The sequence below is a fragment of the Acinetobacter sp. CIP-A165 genome, assembly GCF_000367985.1.
Lineage (GTDB): Bacteria > Pseudomonadota > Gammaproteobacteria > Pseudomonadales > Moraxellaceae > Acinetobacter.
In genome coordinates this window covers 313,026-335,410 of record NZ_KB849206.1, presented here as the reverse complement: position 1 = coordinate 335,410, position 22,385 = coordinate 313,026, and the positions used below count along the sequence as shown (strand labels likewise).

Below are 22,385 nucleotides of genomic sequence, written 5' to 3'. Positions count from 1 at the left end.
TCATGCTGTTTTCATTCAATCAATTTGAGTTATCGCTCATAATCAGCTTTACCACGTTCAATTTTCAAACTTGGAGCATTATCCCTGAGCCTAAACCAGTGGTCAGGAACAACCAGTTGAGCTTTGAGTACATTTAGGCGATTACCTACATGAATTTGATTTAAGTCATAGTAATTTTGTTCCTGCTCTTGATAGAGCGGAGCAATACCAGAATTCATGGTGTGGATTGTACCTAAGGCAATATGATCTCGATTGAGATTAATAAAATAAGGGGCTAGTGTTTGGTAAAGTGGCGTACTATCAAACGGACATAGGTCTGAATATTCTTTTTTTACAAAGAATATGAGTCTAATCGATTGGGTCTGCTCTATGTCGATCTCTTCTCTGGATAAAATACCGAGGACATTATTTTGACGGCGTTTACGCCAAACGGCTTGAATGATCTCTTTACATTGCTCTTGTACGATTTCATAAGCTGATTTATCTCGAAAATCAGGATCACCAAAAGCAGGCTCAAGTCCATTAAGAAGTTTACGCTGTACAACGAGTGAATGAACTTCAAAACGATTTGTTTCACCATAGATGAATTCTAAGAAACGATCGTATGAACCCGTAAAGTATCCGTATTTACTACTCCAGGATCTGCATTGAGTTGTGATTGCTCTAGTTTGGATTTTGACTTTAAAATCAGCAAAACACATCTCACAGGCTTGTTCTACATGTTGATATGCTCCGAGAGGAATATTGCAAATACCATGTGTTCGCATCAATTGACTGAGTAAGGCAATTTCAGGATGAAGTAAGGCATTTTGAAATCTACCCGTTGTATAAGGGTTACAGGTATTGTCTCCCACAATAGTTAGAACAAGATGTCCTAAGTTTGTGACATAAAGATTAGGGACAAATGGATTAGGGAAGGACGTAGGATTATGGGTGAAAATCCGAAAGCGTTTTCCCATTTTAATTTTGTGGATCAGCTCTGAGTATAAGGCTAATGAAACAGGGGCAGCATGCGTGTATCCTTGATAAGCATAGGCTCTCGTCACAATATTGAGATAATTAAGGGCTTCGGTTTTTTCCATAGCGCTGAATGTGGTCATATTATACTTCCTGAGAGAATGGTTGAGATTTTGTTGTGATTAAAGTGCGAGGGCGGCCTGAATTGGCTTTAGGCTCAGGAAGCCCACTACGCTGAAATCGTTTAAAATTCTTCAGCTCAGAAAACATAAAAAACTGATCGGCTTTAACGATGTAATCAAAGGTTTTGAATAAGTAAGACTGCTTTTCAATATCTGAATAATGAATCATGCCAATACCACAGTATTTATATTGGTCTTTCTGCATATTGCAGATGTAGGTGCAACCACGATTACTGGTCACTTTTTTCCAGTAATCCGAAATATATTGGGCGAGTGTAATATCCTCTTGATGCTTATCACCGTCATAGAAAAAGTAAGCGTGTATATGAAACCCTGTGGCATGAGAGTATTCATACTGCCAGATATAGCCTTCAATGGCGTTTAATAGCATGTTATTGCGCCAATTGTTCTTGAACTTTTTCATGGAGCATTTGAGATAAAGAAGCTCATGACGGGAATAGGGGAGAGCCATAGACGGTGCATGTTTGAGCAAGGTCTCTGGATCACGCTTTAATGAAAAATCCATTCTGATGACCAAGACTCTGGCAAACTTTGCAATGAGATGGTTGAAGAGCTCAATGCACGCAGACTTATTATTTTGCTTGTCTATACTTCGATCCCTGATTTTCTTTTTGTACTTGGCACTACGCAGGCATTTCATCAGCCGGGCTATAAACAGATTAAATAAATCAACATACTTTTGAGCACTTTGCTTATCTTTAGGATTGATAAGCGCAGGGAAGGAGAGTATCTCAAGATCTTCTGAAGAGAATTTTGATTGCACGGACATCCACGCCTTTACTTCTGGACCATATAAATACTTGGTAGAAAATTGATATTGGAATACAGAGCGCATTTTCTCTTCCAAAGATTCCCACTTGGGAGGAAAATGAACTCGATGACGTTCAGGAAAGAACAGAGACTTTTCTTTCACTATTTTTGCTACAGGAAGTTGAGTCTTTTCACATAGAGCAACGACATTGACAATGTTGAAGCAAATATCAGCTACATGATCAATCGCATGTCGAAATTGATATGAGTTGCCATCAAGAGCTGTCATCATGCTTGAACTTAAATCAGAACGCTGAAGAGCAGTTAGCTCCTCAAGCGTAAATGTGCCAGCAGAGTTATGGAGTTGTGGTTTATTCATAAACTTCTCGATAAATAGATTTCAAGAAATTTGGGCAATAGCTATCTGTAGCCACGAGGATGAGTCGTGTCTAAATGGGATGAATGACATCAGTTAAATATGATTTACTCTATGAGACGGATTAACTGAGTGAGTGATCTGACTTTGCTAGAGCAGTCAGAATCACTATAGATGATCATTGCTCAATTATCTCTTACGTTTAAACTATGAAGATCAATATTCAAGAATATAAATATCTAAAAGATATGAATATATTTAGAGAATATATATTAAATGGTTTAATACCGTTATTCATCTTCAAGCAAAACTCAAGTAAAACAGACAGGCTATGCACAAATTCATATTGTATTTCCGTGAATATCTCAATCTATGAGATATACACAGTTAGGCCGTCTTTTGTAGGAGATTACGGGCTTCAATTTTGGACTGAATCCAGGCCTGAACCTCACTGAGCCTCCAGCGCGTTAGATGGCCAAACTTTACTGGTTTGGGGAAGTCTGGGTCATAACGTTTAGACTTTGAATTCATACGGTCGTAGATAGTTGATCGAGATAAACCTGTCAGTTCCTCTAGATCAAGGCGTGTGATCATTTTGAAGGGATCGGTTGTTGATGCCATAAGTGTATTCCTTGTTGGGGTTTTTAAGTGCATGTTGTACAACATAGGAATACTTTAGATGGGGCCTCGATGCCCTAACAGTTTTGTGCACCGAGAGATTTTTCATTAGAACGATCCGTACTAAATTTTACTTCACGATACAGCAAGTTTTTTTAACCTTTTCATAAAGGGACAGCTGAGGATCATCATGATCTTTCAGTTGATGTTTCCATTGATAGAAATTTTGAAGAATATTTTTATGGATATAAGGAATTGCATTAGCAGAGCGTAATTTTTCTAATGTTTCCTTACAGCCCTTAAGCCGGTCATCTAAGCGTTTGATATGGGGGGCACCTTGAATGCCAGTTTTAATAAATTTTCCTTTCACATCTTTCTTCCTAGGCATATAAGTATAGCTATAGCTGCCTTTATTTTGAGCATGTTTAAAGGTATTTTGCCTATCTAATAAATTTATTCGCTTCTGCTCAAAGAGAGTTTGAATGACTGGAAGAATTTTTGTTTCATATTCAACATCAATTTCAGTGTCAAATAGGATATCTACCGCTCTATTTTTTTTCTTATTTGAGCTGATATATTCTTCGATATGTGCCCTATATTGGGGCTGAAAATGTACTCGAACCATTTCTTTGATTTCTAGATCTTTATAAGCCTGAGCCTGTATTTTTTTTATTTTTTCAGCAATTTCTGCTGGAATATCTACTGATCTACAATCTATATGCCGTGCATAAAATTGAAAAGCCTGTTGATAGGCGATTTGCGCCTCTTTCAAAAGTTTAGACCACTTTTCCTTTTTTTGGGGGGCGATGAGGGGATTGGGCAGCTGGAGATAATCATCTGAAGCGATATAGTTCTTAAACTCTTTGATGGCATTGAGCACCGTATCATAATGTCGATAAAGTCGGTCTTCGATGGGTAATTCAATAAATTTAGTTTTGTCAAAATAATGTTGTTGTAAGCCTAGTTCTAATAGCGCTTTTTGTTCATCTGAAATTGAAAAATTGCCATTATCGAGGAGTGATTGAATAACTTGCTGTTCCTCAGCTTCATTTTTTACGTGGGAAAAATGCCAATGATGTTCAATTGAGATAGCCGGATTACGAATATTCTGAATTACAAATCGCTCAAGGATCTTAATTTCTTCTAACTGTTTGATGAGATCAATCGAATTTTTCTTGTCTGACATGTGTAAAAAAGAGTCTGTTATGAATGAAAAGAATAATATCAGAGGATTGAGATTGTAAGTAGTTGGGCGAGGTGATTATGTGCAAAGTTAGCTATAAAAGGTGGTTAATTCAATGGCTTGTGGTGAATGTGTTACCCTTAAAAGGGCGACAAGTATGCACTAATGACGCTTCTAATGATTGCCCAGTTATATCAGATTGACACTCTTTGTTTCAACAACTATCCTTTGCTTGCTGGCCTACATTGCCAGTCGGTTTTAGCAGACCGTTTACCCAAAGCACACGAAAAAGTCTCTCTTTTTTGTGGGCATCCCTACGTGCCCCCTCTGCGGCGGAACGGGAGGGGGACATCTTCGGATGTGCTGATCTTTTTGGGTATCAGTCTGCTAACCCCTTTTCGTTTCGCCACCATTATTTAGCAGTGATGTGGTGAAACTTCTTTATACCCAAAGGAGTTCGCTATGCGTACTATTTCAACTCTTAAATTCTTTTCTTCTTCTCACTATTTGTCTGTGCACTATCGCAGGACTTAGCTTCTGCCGATTTTGCTGAAATCTTTATGACGATCAATATTCATAATGAACTTGGGATGAACCCAGGCTAAGTCACATCTGGGCTTTATAAAAACAACTTCATTGATTTCGTTCTGATCTTAATTAAAGCAATTTCACTTACACATTATCTCAGTGAAGCCATATCCGAATACGGACTGGCACGCATATGTATTGATGGGAAGAAGAGATGGGATTAACACGATTATTTTTATTATTCGGCTGTACCTTACTCACAGCCTGTAGCAGTTCATTTGAATCTAAGTTTAAGGATGGATGCAGAAATTGGGGCGCTAATCGCAGTTTCTGTTCTTGTAGCTATAACAATGTAGAAAAGCACTACGGCGAAGATCGGCTAGAACAAATTAAAGAGCCTTGGCAATTTCCTGAAGATTGGGCAGATCAAGTCCAACGTGCAGGTTTTGCTTGCATGGCTAAATTGAAATAGGGGGCTGACAATGAAGAATCTTCTTATCAGTTACTTGCTGATCATGTTGGGATACTGGATCAAATTGATCTGGAGTTTTCCCGCAGGTTACTCCAAAGCCTATCTTCTAGGCCGTGCCTTTGTCTGGCCGTTTACTTTTTTAGAATGGCTGTTCTCATAGCTGAATCCAGTCAACCATCTCAAGCAAGAATAGAAAAATGAATAGGTAAAAATGATGAAGAAATTAATTTGTACCGCAATATTCACCCTCGGTTTGAGTTGTAGCTCATGGAGCTATGCCACGCCGTCTTATGGTCTACGCTCAGCAGAAACCATGGCTCATTTAGTTAATGTACAAAAAGGCAGTGGTTACTCAACCATTTGTACCTACCGTTCGGCAACCAATCATTATGGTGTACATGAAATCCAAGCATCCATGATGAATGGCTGTCCACAAAACTTGGGCTATACCGCAACTTGGGAAGGCGGTGGGATTTTAAGGGTATTCGGCACAAGTAATAGCTTATCTGTTCGACGAGCTGGCTACCGTGCACCTACCAAAGCATCACAACCTTCACCCGCCCCAGTCAGTAAATACAAACGTTTATGCGATAACCCAAACGTCTCGGAAAGTTTCAACCAAAAGACGGGTGAGCTGACCAACTGCCGAACAGGTGAGGTAACGATCGATCCTCAAATCAAGGCACTTAAAGAACAGGGGCTGTGGCCGCACTAAAGGAAGAACAGATTATGCAGAAACTTAAAACATCCCATGTTGTTATGCTGATAACTTTGCTTGTGGTGATCGCACTGGCTGCCTTTTTATTTAACCAGCAACAACAACGTAAAGCCGATATTGAACTGGCACAACTTGCATTGGAACAAAGCAAAGTTCAATACAAGACAACGGATCATGCTCAGGCAGCATCTGAATCGATGGAATCAAAGCTCTCTGGTATTGATGGTCTAACCGAAGATCCCGAGACACAAATAGCGCACCTTGAAGTCAGTGCCGATGATGTTGCTGGGGCACTTGCCGCAGTCGACAGCGCCAAAGCCAGCCAAAAAGCAGCAGCAACTGAACGTTTAAGTTATGACGTTGATGCTGAATACCATGATGGGAAAACCCTAAGCACAAAACTTTCCCGTTATGGCATAAAACCGATCCAGTCTGCACCAGCCGACTTACGAACCACTGTTGCTGATATTGATCTCATGCTGGCTTCCCATCTGATGGAGGTTTGGGGACGTTCTGCTCCAGATCAGGTTGCCAAACGTTTAGAAGGGTGGAGCGAACAGGGCAATACCATCACTTACCGTACTGCATGGGATTCAGATCGTTCTCAGTGTACTTGGTATGTGGTGCAGTGGAACAAAAGCACAGATGCAGTCATCAACGAAGGCTATAAGCCTTGCTTTGGTCGCTAAACCTAGCAAAAAAAAATCATTCAATACATCATCACTTTATTTAAATTAATACGAGATAATTTTATGAAACTGATTCAACTCCTAAGCTGTGGTCTTTTAACATTGGCAGTGAGTTCAGCGGCATTCGCCAAGACTGAACAAATTACCTTAAAAGCCAACGTGCATTACGGCGAAGAAGCTGTAGTTTTCCCCACCACCAAAGGCGAAGTGATCCTCAATAGTTTTGCATTACCGATTCAGGTTGCCAAACAACTCAAACCTTACAAGAAAGGGCAATGTCTGGAAATCCAGTCCAAGTATGGTTTCTTTAAAGATACTGGCGATGGTGCCTATATTCAGAGTATCCATCCTTGTAAGAAAACAGCGCCAACTACCTCAACAAAAGTAAATCGTTAAGCACTAACAACTCAATTGCATAAACCTTAAAAAACCACGAGCTGATGCTCGTGGTTTTTTTATGCCTGTTATTCAACTTCTCAATACTCAACTCAGGAGCACAACATGCAGCAATGTCCTTATTGCCATTCAACGCATGTGCAATTACTACGGCGTACTCAGGAAACCCAGTCCAGAACCAAGATTTCATTCTCCTCATGTTCACCGATGTCACTGGCAACGGTTGGCATGCAAATCTCAAAACGTCTGGGTATCAATCCCATCATTGGTGGCTTCATTGGATTAGCAGCAGGTGGAATGTTTCTACTCTATATCCAGCAAGAAGACAGCCTCATTACTTTGCATTACCAGTGCGAACAATGCTTAGGCCACTTTGAAATCCAGCGGCCTGAATAGCCTCTCAATCGAACCTAACCCAATTCGATATCTCAGTAGGTCCATTCAAATTCGATCTATTTCAATCATTACCCCATACATTTAAAAGGACAATCTCATGGCACATCAACTTGAACAAATGGCTTATGTTGGTCAAACCCCTTGGCATGGCTTAGGAAATCAATTATCGCAGAACCAGCCTATCGAAGTCTGGGCGCAACAGGCAGGCATGGACTGGCGTATAGAGTCATCCAATGTCAGCTATATGGCACAAAATCATCGAGGGCAAAGCATCATTATGCCCTTTGAAGAACAACGAGTTTTATATCGCTCAGATACCCATGCACCGTTATCAGTGGTCAGCCAACGTTTTCAGGAAGTCCAGCCGATGGAGATTTTGGAATTCTATCGAGATCTGACTGAACAATCAGGTTTTGAACTGGAAACCGCAGGTGTGTTGAAAGGTGGTAAGAAATTTTGGGCATTGGCGAAGACTGGACAGACATCAGCACTCAAGGCTAAGGATATCAGCAACGGCTATATTTTATTGGCAACTGCCTGCGATGGAACATTGGCAACTACCGCCCAATTCACCAGTATCCGTGTGGTATGTAATAACACCTTGGCAATCGCTTTACGTGGTCAGCAAGGGAGTGCAGGCGTTGTCAAAGTACCTCACAGTACTCGATTTGATGCAGAGAAAGTCAAACAGCAACTTGGTATCTCAGTTCGTGCATGGGATGAACATATGTATGAAATGAAACAACTGAGTCAGCGTAAGGTGACTCAACAAGAAGCAGCTGCTTACTTTGATGCGGTGTTTAACAATACCAATCTCAGTATGGCAGAACAGGATGAAAGCATTATTCAGTTCTACCGTAATGTGGCTATGCCAAATCAACGCAACTCAGCTCGATCAGACAATAAAGCTGAACCGAATGGACGAGCCATGTCTAAAGTGATGACTATGTTTAACGGACATGGAAGAGGGGCGGAACTCAGTTCAGCCAAAGACACAGCCTATGGTTTGCTTTGCTCAATCACCGAATTCACAGACCATGAACGTCGGGCTATGAGTACGGATCATCGTTTAGATTCTGCATGGTTTGGTGCAGGTGCGGCTATTAAACAACGTGGGCTGGAACAAGCTTTAAGAATGATTGCCTAAATTAGCCTAAGCAAATAAGAATAATTTATTAAATCTAGAGATGAGATTTGTAAACAAAAAAAAGGTGTTGATCGAAAAATCAACACCATATTTATTACTAATTATCCTTGTAGGAAATATTTTTTTCAGTTGGTTTTTTGATCTATTTTGTAATTTTGAAGTATTGTAATTTTTCCTTCTAGTAATTATTTTTTATAACAATTTCAATATATTTAATAGGTTGCAGGAATGGCTAGTTATGCATTAGATACTCACACACGTCAGATCAAAGACGTTGCATGGTTTTTATTGAATCGAGATAGAAAGGCTGTTTGTCCTCTTTGTGATCATCCAATGGAATTGCGAGCAGAAAAGACGACAGATAAAAGTACTCATTTGTGGCATGGACGAAATGCATATTGCCCAAGCATTCCTGAAAATCGAATCAAATATGAGAGTTTAGCTGCTAGAGCACTAGATAAAGAACAAGGACTTAGACTTCGTCAGGAGGTAATTGAGAATTTATACAATATATATATGTCATGTAATGGTATTGTTGGGGGACTTAAGATCGGAGAATTTAAACAACTACTAAATTTAGCGACAGAAAAAGGTATCTGGGATTATCAAGGGTTGAAGCTAAACTATGTGCCTTATGTACTTTTAACTTTCCATGAAATGTTTTACGCGAAAGACTCAAAAATCCGGAATGAGCGGTATTTTATTGTTTTAGAACCTAATATCAAATATTTAGATGACCTTTGGAATGATTCTAGAGCTAAGCAGTATATTTGGAAAGTCTCTCCTAAACATGGAATTCTGGAAAAAATTGCAATTAATGAAAAATTAGACCCAGAGCCTAAGTGGTTTAAAGAGTTTGCTCATCGAATTGTTTTGTGATTATTTGGAGGTATTTTTAGAAAATGCCTGAAACAATTTTCGCTTCGTTTATTCATTAAGGCTTGTGTAAACAATGTCGCTAATTTAGAAAAGAAGAGCTCTCTCAAAATTTAGCAGAGTAGATTCATGTAAGGGCGTGAGACTATGAATTTTCATATCGTAAAATATTTTTTATATGTCATTGGTATACTTCAAAAACAAAGAAATATCGATCATAAATTTTAGTTCTAAGTATCAACAATAGCAGTGAGTAATAGATGAGGATGTTCTGGTGAATGGTTTATTTACATGCCTATATTGTGGTAGTGATAAACAACAAAGCGAATCAAGTTTAGAACATGCGATCCCTCAATTTATGGGAGGGGAATGCGCACCCAAAAAATTCCAACTTACTAATGTCTGTAGACAATGTAATAATGGATTAGGTCTTTGGGTTGATGCTTCTTATGCTAAATCATGGTTTGTTACGAACCAAATGGCAGAGGCTGCTCAATTGCTTTGTACAAAAGTCGAAGATCCAGGGTTACCTCTCCGTTATATTGGAAAAATGAAAATATCGAATCTTAAAATGCCAGATGAGTATATTTCAGAGCATTGGGTAGGCCCTTTTGGTGAGACAATTGCGTGGATACGCCCACATGATGAAAGAATGGATTCCTATGCAGGAGGAAACCCGACCGAAACAAAAAAAAAGCAATCAGTTGCATTTTTTTTCCTACTGCGAAAAGCTTAGAAAAAAATTTGATTGGAATTCGTAGTTTTCATCGGTTCTTAAAGAAGCGAAAGGTGCGGAAGATACTTTGTGCCCAATTTTTTGATTCTCAAGAGAATGCTATTAGTCCTGAAATCATGGGGTTTGATTCTCCGAATTCAGAAGATTTAACCAATCGAGATATTATTCGACAGTTGATTCAAAAGGGAAGTATTCGAGGACAAATCATTATAGATACTAAATTTGATCAAAGGTTTATATGTAAGCTTATGCTCGGAATTGGGTATGCATTATTTGATGAAGATTTTTTAGAGAATTCAACAGTCATTGAAGCTCGCAGAGGCGTTTGGCCAAAAAAAGACGGTGAGATATCTAAAATACATGGAGCTTCGACTTATTCACTCTTGAAGTGCCATAAGTTCTTGGGAGCTGCTGCGGGCTATCCAGGAGCTGTAGTCATTACTATTATGCGAATAAGTGATTCTTGGAGTATGTGTGTAACTATTAATGAGAAGTTCCCCTTTATTATTGAATTAGGTCCGATTACAATGACTAGTCAATATATAAACCCTGAAGAAGGATATGTATTACTTTTATTTCCGTATATTGAAGAAAGTATTGAATTAACAGCTACAGCATTATTTGCCCATCAAAGTGGAAGGATGAAAAACTCGAAGTTAAAGCAAATAGATGAAAAGTTAGAGATGGCTAATATTTTTAATTTAGATTTATCAATTGTTTAGGTTTTTTCTTGAAAGCCAAATAACGTATAGGGATGTTTCAAACTAAGAGCTCTCTTTGCTCTGAGAATAGAGGTTAAGGTGCACATCCAAAATTTCAACAATATTATTTTTTTCAAATAGCCTTTGTAGATGTACTGCATTGGATTCTGATAAATACTTTAATAAAATTGCATGACATAGTTTAATGTCGTTTTGCATACTCAGCTTCTGTTGTGTATTTTCGATAGAAAAATTAACTGTATTCAAAGTCTTTCGTACTAAAGACTCTACAAATTTAAGCGAAAAATTTTCTAAAGTTACAGACCCTATTGCTCTTGTAACAGCTACATAAAAGAGCCTAACTTCCTCCTCTGATACAGGAGCATAAATTAAGGGACTGCTGCTTTCTGTGGGATCCATTTTTTGAAATAAAAAAGGATTAAAGTCTTCGAATAAGATTATATGATCAAATTCTAAGCCTTTCGATTTATGAGCCGTTGTAATTGTAAGATCAAACTGTGTTTGGTCTTTCGAATTATTGACGGCTTTTGTAATAATTTGGATTTTTTCTTTTAATTCATTTATTCCCATTTTTACAATTAAACGAAAAGGGGCGGAAACATCACTATCTGTTGGATTTTCCTCAACATACTCTTCAAGTTGCTCAATGTTTTCAAATAGTATTAGAGCGCTATCACTACTTAGCTTTATTCCCTTCTCTAACTTTTCAAAATCTAAAATATAATTTTGGATTTGTTGGATATCTATTTCAACATTGATTGATAACTGAGGATTTTGTTCTATAGCCTTCATAAAAGCATCAAATGCTCCAGCATTCGTTCTTGTAATGATTGCATCATACTTACTATAGGCACAATCTTGAGCTTCATAAATTTTGCTGTTCTTCTCAAGATTTCCTGTTATAGGCAATTGAAAGTCTGAAAAGGAGTACTTTAGTATAGCTGTTGATAACTTAGCTATGTCTCTACCAAAACGGAAAGACTTGGATAAATAAAAAGTATCTGCAACTTTCACATTATTTAAAGCATCTAAAGCACCTCTCCAGCTATATATCTGTTGAAAAGAGTCACCTACTACTATCAATTGAAGTTTTGAAAGATCTTGATTGTTAAGTATATCTAAAGCTACTAAGTCAGTATCTTGTGCTTCATCCACAATAACAAAATCATAATCAATATGAAGTTTAGGTTTCGAAAGTTGATATATTTTTAAGGCTGAAGAAAAAGAAACAGGAAACTGACTCATTTCTGTATTAAAAATATTTTCGACTAATTGTTTGCTAATAGATAAAATATTATTAGCCACAAAAGTATGCAAGAAAAAATCCAGATCTGCCCAGTTAGGACAGACTGGAATAAAATGATCTAATGTTAATTCATCATCCGCAGAGGAAAAATAGCAATTGATTGCCTTAATTATATAGCCTTTGCATACTCTGGAACTAACATTCCTGAATTGAATGATAGGTGCTTTAGATGGGTCTCGTATTTTTATAATATTTTCTTTTATGGCAATTCTTTGGTCTGAGATGAAAAATGATTTATAAAGATACTGGCGTAAGATTTGATCTGCTTTTTTTAACTCCATTTTGTGACCATATAGAGGTCTAATATTGCTTATAGCCAAACTATGCCAAGTCTTTGCAGTTGTTTTAATTGAATTTTTTTTTAGTTTTTTAGCCGCATCTTTAGCAATAGTATTATTAAAAGCTAAAAAAAGGCCTTGAGTATAGCGATTGTACTTAGACTCTCTTTTTGTTGCTTGCTTACAAGCCTGTATCATAGTGGAGGTTTTTCCTGAACCAGCATAAGCAAATACTTTGAAAGAACTTCCAATTTGAGCAAAACTAACTATGTTCTCTTGTTCTTGTGTTAAATTCATAACTAAGGTTTAGCAAAACTATACTCTTTCACTGTAGTGAAATGATGAGAAAAAAGCTAGACCTACGAAGGTTTAAAATATTAAAAATAACTAGATATCTTTCTTAATTTGTCTTTTATATTGATTTAATATAAAAAATATTTAATTATCTAAATTCATGTTTAAAGTTTTTCTAATTGGGTGATTTACTTGAAAATCAAAACTGTACATCTGGTTGGATTTCGTAACTTTAATGATGCCATTATTAATTTTAATGATGATACATTGATTATTGGGGCTAATGATGTAGGCAAAAGTAATATGCTGCATGGTCTACGTTTGCTTCTGGATAAAAGTTTATCAGAAGCTGATTTAGAACCTTCTGAATTAGATTTTCACATCTGTAAACGAAAAGCTTGTGATGAGTTTTCAATTACTATTAGCTTTAACGATGTCAAAGAAGATGCTGTTCTTTCTGTTTTGAAAGGATATGTAAGTGATGATGGATGTACATATTTACGTTACGAAGCTAATCGAGCTGATCTTAACTATAGAATTTTTGTAGGTCATTCGCTGATTGATTTAGAAGAGATTAATAGTCGTTTTTATCTAAAATATTTGAATTTAAAATATATACAATCACAAAGAGATCTTCAACGGTTTATACAAAGAGAGAAGAGACAATTATTAAAACTATCCCAGCAAAGTTTAACCGCTGATCAGAAAGATGAAGATAATAATCTTCTAGCTGAAATAAGTGGAAATTTAAATGACTTAAATGAGAAGATATCTCAACTTTATTATGTTGAACATGCCACTAAAGAAGTAAATGCTGAATTAAAAAAATTAGCTCATAGTAATTCAAACTACTCGATACAATTGGATACAGGAGCTATTCAAGTCAGCGATTTTATAGATGCTCTTCAATTAGGAGCTTCTACTCATGGTTCAAGTATATTATTGGGAGGAGATGGGCGTAATAATCAAATACTTTTAGCATTATGGAAAGCTAAAAGTATAGCTGAACATGATATTAACCATGAGGTGGTTTTCTATGTTATTGAAGAGCCTGAAGCTCATTTGCATCCCCACCAACAAAGAAAACTAGCTCGATATTTGATCGATGAGCTACCAGGACAAGCAATTATTACCTCTCATTCTGCACAAATAGCTTCTCATTTTTTACCTGACTCTATAGTTCGATTATTTATTAAGGATGAATCTACTATAGCTGCAAGCCAAGGCTGTTCTAAATGTATTGAAGCAGGTTGGGAAGAAATGGGATATAGGATAAGTATTTTGCCAGCAGAAGCTTTTTTTTCAAATGGTGTTTTTCTTGTTGAGGGTCCCTCCGAAATGCTCTTTTATTCTGCTTTAGCTAAAGAAATAGAAATTGATTTAGACTATTTGAATATTTCTTTGTTGTCTGTAGATGGAGTTGCCTTCAAAGTTTATATTCAAATTTTAAATGCCCTAGAAATTCCTTGGGTAATGAGGACAGATAATGATATTTCAAAGGTTGCGGGAAAAGAACAATGGCAGTATGCAGGTATTAATCGTTGTTTAGCAGCAATTAATGAAAATTCATGGGAGCATAGTGAGACTGAAATATTACATACACAGATTTTCTTTGATGATCGTTGGCAAGAATTTTGTAAGATAACTCGTAAAAAAGGCGTGTTTATTTCAAAAGTTGATCTTGAGACTGATTTAGTAAGTAATCTGACAGAAGAGGTATTAGATGGGCTGGGCTCGGATAATCCAGAAAGTGCGATAGCCTATCTTCAACAGAAAAAAGCGATTAGAATGCGTACGTTATTAGGAAAAATAAAATCAAGACTTCATACTCTTAAAGGTACAGATATATCTATTCCTTTAGAGCACTTGCGTGATTCTATAATTAAATAAAGAAAAGATAATGAAAGTTAGAAATTTAACACCTCAACAAGAATCAGCAATTACTTATTCGTCTAATATGGTTATTACTGCTTGCCCTGGGAGTGGTAAAACGACGGTCGTGGAAGAAAAGGTTAGGAATATCTTACCAACTATTAAAGCACATCAGGGGATAGTTGCTATAACGTTTACAAGGAAAGCAAGCCAAGAATTAAGAAGACGATGTAAGCGAAATAATTATGATACAAAACAAAGCTTTTTTGGAACTATTGATAAATTCTGTCTAGAAGAATTGATTTACCCTTTTTTATCGCATTTATGGGGTAAGAGTGCTCGTGAATGTGAGGTCGTTGAAAAGTTAGATAAGGAATATAGCGAGTTATTTCTCCATAAGCAGATTCCAAAAATATTTGATATACAAGCAGATGACGGATTTAAGAAGCTCTATGATAAAGGAGTTCTATGGATGTCCTCATTTGCTGGATTAGCTAATTTTATTCTAGAAGGCTCCAAATCTGCTACAAGATATTTGCAAGCTAAATACACTCATATCTTTATAGATGAGTATCAAGATTCATCAAAAGAGCAGCATAAATTATTCCTAAAGTTAGTCGATTTAGGATTAATAGGAACTGCTGTTGGGGATGCTGATCAGTCTATTTATGAGTTTAGAGGAAGTAGCGTTCAATATTTAAATAGTTTGATAACTGATAAGGAGAAATTTAAGTTTTTCCGTATCGATATTAATCATAGATGTCACCAATCGATTAGCAATTACGCTTCAAGAGTTAAAGATCCTTTAGCCCCAATTTTCCCTGTCCCAGATACAGAATGTAGAGTTCATAGATTCACTCTAGAAGGAAATCATAAACAGGCAGCTAAAAGCATTTCTAAAATTATTACACATATCTTAAATCATACAGAGGGCTTAAATTCTTCAAATATAGCGATTTTAGCAAAAAGTAATAAGACTTTAAGAGAAGTTTCAGAAGGGTTGCTTGTTGACTATCGTTTGTATGTAGATCTTGATCTTGAGAAGATAAAAACACCAATAGCTCGTATTTTGTATGATTTATTGGCTTTTTATTTTGGTAAAATTTCTACAATGCAAGAGGTATTGGATAATAATTCAATTAAGAATTATGTTTCTGAAAAAGAGAGTTTACTCTCACTAAAACAAAAGATTAAAAAACTGAAGGAGCTTGAAGAGAACCAACTAATTCAGGCCTTTGAAGAGATAATTACTCAAATGAGGCTTAGCAATTTTTCTCAGGAATTTGAGGTCGTAACAAGAATTTTAGCTGATGAAACACTAAAGAAGCTATTTAAACCTATTAGTCCATCTGAGATACAAGTAATGACTTTACATAAATCTAAAGGATTGGAGTTTCACACGGTTATCCATGTTGGTTTAGAAGAGTGGGTATTTCCATATCGAAAGGTGACCTCAGATTGGTCTCCATTTTACCCCGAGTTAGAACAGGACACAAACTTACACTATGTCGGGATCACAAGGGCCCAAGAGCTATGTATCTGAACCGTACCGGGTTTGTCGGAGACTTTTTTATTTAAGTTAAGCCACCTGACCTAACGGGTTAATCTTATCATAGTACATTGCTTCAAACTCAAAAGGCGACACATAACCCAGTGCACTGTGTACACGCTTTTTATTGAACCAATCTACCCAGTTTAGTGTCGCAAGTTGTACATCTGCTAAACCTTGCCAATCTGCTTTTAAATATTCAATCACCTCTGTTTTGTATAAGCCATTCACCGTTTCAGCCAAAGCATTATCGTATGAATCACCAGTTGTACCGACTGATGCTCGTAAATTTGCTGCTTCTAAACGATTGGTATAGCGAATCGAAAGATATTGCACACCCCTGTCGGAATGATGAATCACATTCTTTGGCATGCCTCGATCGTGCAATGCTTGCTCAAGTGCATCGAGCACCATATCTGTATTCATCCGTGTAGATACTTTCCATCCAACAATTGCTCGTGAGAACACATCAATAATAAAGGCGGTATAGACCCAGCCTGAATGAGTTTGAATATACGTAAAGTCACTGACCCATAATTGGTCAGGTCGATCAGCACTAAAATTACGTTTCACTAAATCATCTGCTCGTTTTTGATCATCTCGGTTGCGGGTAGTTTGTTTGTTCTTACCACGCCAAACACCTTGTATATCTAGCTTCTGCATCAATCGAGCAACTGTACAACGTGCAATAACATAGCCTTCACGTTTCAATTTTTGCCAAACTTTACGTACACCATATCGACCTAAACTTTCCTTCCAAATTCGTTTAATTTGTTCAGCATGATGCTCATCATGTAGATCTCGTTTCGCTCGATGTTCTGGATTGTCAGCGAGATCTAAAGTTCGGTAATAGGTTGAAGCTGCGATCGGTAAAATCCTACAAATCGCATCAACACCATATAAGTCTTTATTGTTATGGATGAAATCCACCATTATTTGTGTGGGCGGTCGAGCTCCGCCTGGGCGAAAAAAGCGGCTGCTTTACGTAGAATTTCATTGGCACGCTTTAATTCTTTAATTTCACGTTCCATTTGCTTCATTTTTTCTTGATCAGATATCTGTTGTACTTTAATAGGATTTTGCTGATCTAAATGCTTTTGATGCCAGGCACGAAGTGTTTCAGGAGTACAACCAATCTTAGGCGCAATTGCTGTGATTGCAGCCCAAGTAGAAGGATAATCTTTTTCAGATTCAATTAGTAATTGAACCGCTCTTTCTCTAATTTCGGGGGTATAGGTTGGTTTTTTCATCGGAATAGTCTCTCAGAATATTGAGTCTCCGACAAACCCGGTACGGTTCAATCCTTATTCAAACTACAAAGCGTATAAATTCAAATAAAGAAGAGAAGAATGCAACTCCCTCATATTTCTTAAATCTTCCGCAATTAAGTGGGCTATATAAGCCATAGTCTTAATAACTTCTAGATATAAGCAATTGTTTTGTGTCTATTTGATAAGTGACTTTTGCATAAAAAACAAATTTTTTTTAAAAATTTTTTCTTACATATCATTAGATTGTTACTATAAGATTTTCACCTGTGATAATTATTGTATCTATATGATTTTTAATTAAATAATAAGATTAAGTAAAGTTTGCTTTTTATTGGAGCGAGTTGAACTTAATTGGTCGATAGGGTTAACTAGCTGAATACTTGTAGTAGAAGTGTTTTGACTTTTAATTTCACTGAATTGTTATTTTTTTCATAAATTGGATAGAATTTTTCATTTTTTTTAGTTTTTTTTCATTTTTGTGTTTATAATTTCAGTGCGGTATTTCGTTTTTTGAGGTAAGTATGGAACATGTTCTGGAAGTTATGAAAATTATTGAGGGGGCAATTAAAGGGAATACAACTCAAGTAAGTTCTTATGCAACTCTTTTAGCTGAAAAATTAGAAAAGGATGGTTTTTCACGACAAGCGGATAATATTAGAAAAAAAATTGAGAGTTCATTTGCCTCCACAAAAAGCTATTCTCCTGCATCATTGCAGATGGGAGCATCAACGGGTTCTATGCTTCCTGTAGATAAAGATAGTCGATTAACCCTAGGCGATGAAACAAGGCCTAATTTAAAAGATAATAACGTCCTTTTTAGCCCCTATATACAAGACCAAGTTGATGAATTTCTAAAGTTTATTGATAAAGCTGCATTATTAGATGAGGAGGGTGTTGGAATTGCACCTTCAATGATGATTTATGGCCCTCCTGGTTGTGGGAAAACTGCATTGGCAAATTATATTGCCGCAAGATTGGATTTACCTTTAATTACGGCGAGATGTGATTCTTTAATTTCGTCCTATCTTGGATCAACTTCAAAGAATCTTCGTAATTTATTTGAACATGCTGCTAGTCGGCCTTGTGTATTATTTTTAGATGAATTTGATTCATTGGCTAAAGCAAGAGATGACCAACATGAGCTAGGTGAACTTAAGAGAGTTGTAGTGAGTCTACTTCAAAATATAGATAATTTACCAACAAATACTATTCTACTTGCTGCAACAAACCATCATGAACTATTAGATCCTGCCGTATGGAGAAGATTTGCATACAGAATTCAAATCCCATTACCAGAGAGAAATATCAGAGAGGCATTGCTTAAACAATTTCTCGGAAAATACGAACCTACGAATCTAAAAAGTATTGTAGATGCTAGCAAAAATATGAATGGTGCTATTATCAAACAAGCATGCCAGGCTACGATAAGAAATGCTATTCTCAATGATAAAAAAACTGTTGATTCAGATGAACTTATTTTTAAATTAATTAAGAATCAGTATGATGAAATAATATCAAAAGATATTGTTGTGGAAGAAAAAATAATTTTTCTGAGAAATTGTAATCCTAAATTATTTACGGTTCAGAGGTTATCAACAATGTTTGATATTTCAATAGGTAAAATTTCTAAAATCACAACAAATGCAAAAGAGAAAGAAAGAGGTGATGAATGAGTAAGATTGATAATCCAATAATAGTAGTTAAAGTTGGAGCGAGTGATTATCGTCCTCCACGGGATCCTAGTGGACGCTTGAAATTTTTTGGGGATGGTGCGAGTGAGGAAAGAAGAATAGAGCTTTCAGAGCAGATTGAGAATATATCTCAGGCATTTTCACAAGATTTTGAAAAATGGCCAAATCTACCGGCAGTGGCGAAAGTTACCCTTAAAAGTGAAGCCGTGGCTAAGTCTCATAGACCTTTAGATTTATTTTGTCCAAAGACTTGTCCAATTATTGGGACTTTAGGTTTAGGAGAGGTTTTAGTCAGTGCAACAAAGACAGGACTAACAGCACTTAAACATAAGATTTTAACTTCTCAAGCCCAGAAGACTGCAGCTAATATTTCAACGGTTGATAAAATAGAGCCTTATACAGAAGAAGAGCGCTTATTACATCTAAAATGGGATGAGTTTGATAAAAAATTACAAGGTGATCAAATTAAACTTTCTGTATTTGATCATCAAAATGAAGCAAAAAATAATGAAATAAAATTAGCATTAGCACAACTAGCGGCAACTTATCAGGTTGAAGTAAGGCAATTAAAATATGGCAGTATAGATAATCTTTTTGTTGTGGAAACAAAAAATATTGATGCTAAAAAAGCTTTAAGTAGTTTTATTGGGCTGAGAACGGTGATGCCAATGCCTCATTACAAGCCGTTAGATTTTTATAGTCAGATGAATATAATTTGTCAAGCAGATGATAAATTATGTTTACCTCCTGATATGAATAGAGATTATCCAGTTGTTGGAGTTATTGACTCTGGTATTTGCCCTACAAATACGCTTTTACAACCTTGGATTGTTGGGCGAGAAAGTTATGTACCTTCTGGCCAAGAAAATTATTCCCATGGAACTATGGTCGCTGGATTAATAGTCAATGGCCGATCTTTAAATCATGGAGATCAACGTTTTCCAGATTCTCAAGCTAAAATTTTGGATGTTAATGTTTTTCCAAGAGATGGTAATAGGTCTGAGGAGGACTTAATTTCAATTATTGAGGAAGTTGTTCCAAAATACCCAGATGTAAAAGTTTGGAATTTATCTTTAGGAGCTTCCAATCCTGTTAGTAATGATGAGTTCTCTGATTTTGCATGCTTTTTAGATGAGATGCATGATAGGTATCAATGTTTATTTGTTATTGCTTCAGGGAATCAAAACGATAGCGCATGTTGGCCAACAATGTCCAATGCAGCATTCTCACAAAATAATAGATTATCATCGCCAGCAGACTCTGTTAGAGGCCTAACAGTTGGAAGTATAGCACATCGTGATACTCCACTAACTATGGTCAAGTCAGAAGAGGTATCTCCATTTTCTAGAATTGGTCCTGGTCCATGTTTTATTCCTAAGCCTGAAGTTACCCACTATGGTGGTAATAATTGTTCTAATGGTAGTTATGCTCAGACAGGAGTACTTTCTCTTGGAGCTAATAATACTCTGTGTGAATCCATAGGAACAAGCTTCGCTACTCCTATCGTTAGTAGTTTAGCTGCAAATATTTATCATTATCTTTCAAAGAATAATCCGGAAGCAATATCTCCTGAAAGGGTAAAGGCTTTGCTTATTCACTCTGCATTAATGTCTAATCAAAACAAAGTTTCATCAGAGACATTGCACCATTATGGATTTGGCCGCCCACAAAGTTTATTAGACAGTTTGTATTGTGATCCTAATGCAATCACACTTTTTTTCAATGTTGATGTAAGGCATGGTGGTTATGAGTTTGAAAAAGTACCATTTCCTATAGCATCCTGTTTATTGAATACTTCTGGTAAGTTCCAGGGTGAAATATTAATGACTCTAGTCTATTCACCCTTGGTCAACAGAGGTTTTGCTTCTGAATATTGTCGAACAAATATTGATGTGGGGATGGGGAAAACAGAACCTGATGAGGATGGCAATCCCAAGTTTACTAGTTTAGTTCCTGCGGCACCTGATGATATGAGTGCAAGATTTGAATCTTCTCAGATTGAACATGGATTCAAATGGTCTCCTGTCAAGGCATATTATAAAAAATTTCCAAGAGGAACTGATGTAGAAACTTGGAGATTAAAAATGAAAGTTATTCGTAGAGCTGAAGAGCCTATGCCTTCTTATGCACAAAATGCAACATTAGTTTTAACGATTAGAAGCACCGATGCGCAACTTCCAGTATACGAGCAAATGAGGGCTGCAATTGATAAAATTGGATGGGAAACTCATGCTATTGACCAACATCTAAGAATACGTCAATAGGCTTTAAAAAAGAAACTTATAATAATTTATTACACATGAAAGACCTTGACGGTCTTTCATGGTTATATTTTATTTGAATGTAATTTAATATTTAAGCTCTGTACCAATCTATTCTAGGTTGAATCTCTATACCATTTTTTGAGTTTAGATAAATTCCCTTTTGGGAAAAGATATAAGGTTTTCTCTTAGCTTATCAATAAAATCAGACCATTCCTGCATCATTTTGATACGATATTCGAGGTGTTGAGCATGGTTGTAAGCTTGTGATACGACATTCCCAACGCGATGTGCCAATTGGATTTCAATCGCATCATGCATGTAGCCTTGCTCATGTAGTGTCGTTGACGCTAGCCCACGAAAACCATGACCAGTCATTTTACCGTTATAGCCCATTGTACGGATTACACATAAAAGAGCATTGCTGCTCATAGGCTTAGCTGTACTGTGATTATAAAACACATATTGCTTGTTACCTGTAAGAGGACGTAATCCCTCTATTAACTCGATTGCTTGTTTAGACAATGGAACAATATGTGGTTGAGCCATCTTCATTTTATCAGCAGGTATACGCCACAATTTAGTTTGAAAATCAATTTCATCCCATTCCATCATTCTAAGTTCAGCAGTACGTACGAAAGTTAAGGTCATCAACTGAATCGCAGTTTTAATCATTGGGCTGCCATGATAACGATCCATACGTTCAAGGAATGGTGGAAATTCTGAAATATCCAAACGTGCCATATGTTTCACTTTACGAGGCTTTAAAGCCTCTTGTAAGTGGGGTGTTGGATCATTTTCAATAATGCCTTTACGAATTGCAAAACGGAAAATACGACCAGTTAAAGGAATCGAGCGTTTTGCCATTTCCAAAGCACCGCGTGCTTCAATTTTTTTTGCGCAAGCAAGTACATCTTTACCTTTAATTTGATCAATAGGCATATCACCTAATGCAGGAAAAAGGTCTTTTTCGAAGACTGATAGATCACGTAGATAAGTCGTTTCTTTAATGACGGCTTTACGGTCCTCCATCCACTCCATCGCAAGTGATTTGAAAAGGATGCTTTTATCTATTTGAACCGTACCGGGTTTGTCG

20 protein-coding genes, 1 pseudogene and 1 other annotated feature are annotated in these 22,385 nt (G+C 36.6%); of the genes and pseudogenes, 14 read left to right on the top strand and 7 right to left on the bottom strand.

The features are described from left to right. Positions 1-29: 29 nt before the first annotated feature. From F991_RS15895 to F991_RS15880, 4 genes are all read right to left on the bottom strand, one after another. Positions 30-1,100 (bottom strand): hypothetical protein, encoded by a 1,071-nt coding sequence (locus F991_RS15895; RefSeq protein ID WP_004673349.1) that lies wholly within the window; start codon positions 1,098-1,100, stop codon positions 30-32. A gap of 1 nt (position 1,101) precedes the next feature. Further along, positions 1,102-2,289, bottom strand: a complete 1,188-nt coding sequence (locus F991_RS15890; protein ID WP_004673347.1) for a YagK/YfjJ domain-containing protein — start codon at positions 2,287-2,289, stop codon at positions 1,102-1,104. A gap of 384 nt (positions 2,290-2,673) precedes the next feature. Further along, positions 2,674-2,907, bottom strand: coding sequence for a helix-turn-helix transcriptional regulator (locus F991_RS15885; protein ID WP_004673345.1), 234 nt, complete (start codon positions 2,905-2,907; stop codon positions 2,674-2,676). A gap of 127 nt (positions 2,908-3,034) precedes the next feature. Continuing rightward, positions 3,035-4,090, bottom strand: coding sequence for a hypothetical protein (locus tag F991_RS15880; protein ID WP_004673343.1), 1,056 nt, complete (start codon positions 4,088-4,090; stop codon positions 3,035-3,037). 739 nt (positions 4,091-4,829) lie between these two features. On the opposite strand from F991_RS15880, the gene F991_RS15875 reads away from it, so the two are divergent. From F991_RS15875 to F991_RS15835, 10 genes are all read left to right on the top strand, one after another. Beyond that, a complete protein-coding gene (locus F991_RS15875; RefSeq protein WP_004673341.1) occupies positions 4,830-5,087 on the top strand; it encodes a hypothetical protein in 258 nt (85 codons plus the stop codon). Between the two features lie 10 nt (positions 5,088-5,097). After that, positions 5,098-5,247, top strand: a complete 150-nt coding sequence (locus F991_RS17725; protein ID WP_171063504.1) for a hypothetical protein — start codon at positions 5,098-5,100, stop codon at positions 5,245-5,247. Between the two features lie 51 nt (positions 5,248-5,298). Continuing rightward, positions 5,299-5,802 carry a hypothetical protein gene (locus F991_RS15870; protein WP_004673339.1) on the top strand — a complete coding sequence of 168 codons (504 nt, stop codon included), beginning with the start codon at positions 5,299-5,301 and terminating at the stop codon, positions 5,800-5,802. Positions 5,803-5,816: 14 nt separating this feature from the next. Continuing rightward, entirely contained in the window at positions 5,817-6,494 is a 678-nt protein-coding gene (locus F991_RS15865) for a hypothetical protein (protein WP_004673337.1), read from the top strand. 63 nt (positions 6,495-6,557) lie between these two features. Next, the gene (locus tag F991_RS15860) at positions 6,558-6,890 is read left to right on the top strand and encodes a hypothetical protein (protein WP_004673335.1); all 333 of its coding nucleotides are present in this window, start codon (positions 6,558-6,560) and stop codon (positions 6,888-6,890) included. 105 nt (positions 6,891-6,995) lie between these two features. Then, positions 6,996-7,286, top strand: a complete 291-nt coding sequence (locus F991_RS15855; RefSeq protein WP_004673333.1) for a hypothetical protein — start codon at positions 6,996-6,998, stop codon at positions 7,284-7,286. A gap of 97 nt (positions 7,287-7,383) precedes the next feature. Continuing rightward, on the top strand, positions 7,384-8,433 hold the full coding sequence (locus tag F991_RS15850; RefSeq protein WP_004673330.1) for a DUF932 domain-containing protein: 1,050 nt from the start codon (positions 7,384-7,386) through the stop codon (positions 8,431-8,433). A gap of 228 nt (positions 8,434-8,661) precedes the next feature. Further along, positions 8,662-9,312, top strand: coding sequence for a hypothetical protein (locus tag F991_RS15845; RefSeq protein ID WP_004673329.1), 651 nt, complete (start codon positions 8,662-8,664; stop codon positions 9,310-9,312). A gap of 271 nt (positions 9,313-9,583) precedes the next feature. Then, a complete protein-coding gene (locus tag F991_RS15840; RefSeq protein WP_004673326.1) occupies positions 9,584-10,045 on the top strand; it encodes an HNH endonuclease in 462 nt (153 codons plus the stop codon). 53 nt (positions 10,046-10,098) lie between these two features. Further along, entirely contained in the window at positions 10,099-10,767 is a 669-nt protein-coding gene (locus tag F991_RS15835; RefSeq protein ID WP_034595737.1) for a hypothetical protein, read from the top strand. A 42-nt stretch (positions 10,768-10,809) separates the two neighbouring features. Here the strand turns inward: F991_RS15835 and F991_RS15830 are convergent, their stop codons facing one another. Continuing rightward, positions 10,810-12,648 (bottom strand): UvrD-helicase domain-containing protein, encoded by a 1,839-nt coding sequence (locus tag F991_RS15830; RefSeq protein ID WP_004673322.1) that lies wholly within the window; start codon positions 12,646-12,648, stop codon positions 10,810-10,812. Positions 12,649-12,828: 180 nt separating this feature from the next. On the opposite strand from F991_RS15830, the gene F991_RS15825 reads away from it, so the two are divergent. Both F991_RS15825 and F991_RS15820 read left to right on the top strand, forming a co-directional pair. Continuing rightward, positions 12,829-14,535 carry an ATP-dependent nuclease gene (locus F991_RS15825; protein ID WP_004673320.1) on the top strand — a complete coding sequence of 569 codons (1,707 nt, stop codon included), beginning with the start codon at positions 12,829-12,831 and terminating at the stop codon, positions 14,533-14,535. A 10-nt stretch (positions 14,536-14,545) separates the two neighbouring features. Continuing rightward, positions 14,546-16,060, top strand: a complete 1,515-nt coding sequence (locus F991_RS15820) for a UvrD-helicase domain-containing protein (protein ID WP_004673317.1) — start codon at positions 14,546-14,548, stop codon at positions 16,058-16,060. 36 nt (positions 16,061-16,096) lie between these two features. Here F991_RS15820 and F991_RS15815 read toward each other — a convergent pair. After that, a protein-coding gene (locus F991_RS15815) for an IS3 family transposase (RefSeq protein ID WP_145972635.1) occupies positions 16,097-17,316 on the bottom strand; the annotation gives its coding sequence in 2 pieces (ribosomal slippage) (positions 16,097-17,040 and positions 17,040-17,316; 1,221 coding nt in all). After that, positions 16,925-17,041: a sequence feature (AL1L pseudoknot), on the bottom strand. (Overlaps the previous gene by 117 nt.) Positions 17,317-17,858: 542 nt before the next feature. On the opposite strand from F991_RS15815, the gene F991_RS15805 reads away from it, so the two are divergent. After that, a complete protein-coding gene (locus F991_RS15805) occupies positions 17,859-19,010 on the top strand; it encodes an AAA family ATPase (RefSeq protein WP_004673315.1) in 1,152 nt (383 codons plus the stop codon). Beyond that, positions 19,007-21,292, top strand: a complete 2,286-nt coding sequence (locus tag F991_RS15800; RefSeq protein WP_004673314.1) for a S8 family peptidase — start codon at positions 19,007-19,009, stop codon at positions 21,290-21,292. Before F991_RS15805 ends, F991_RS15800 begins: the two co-directional genes overlap by 4 nt. A 144-nt stretch (positions 21,293-21,436) precedes the next feature. Here F991_RS15800 and F991_RS15795 read toward each other — a convergent pair. Beyond that, a pseudogene (locus F991_RS15795) lies at positions 21,437-22,366 on the bottom strand (tyrosine-type recombinase/integrase); the annotation flags it as partial. Positions 22,367-22,385 lie beyond the last annotated feature (19 nt).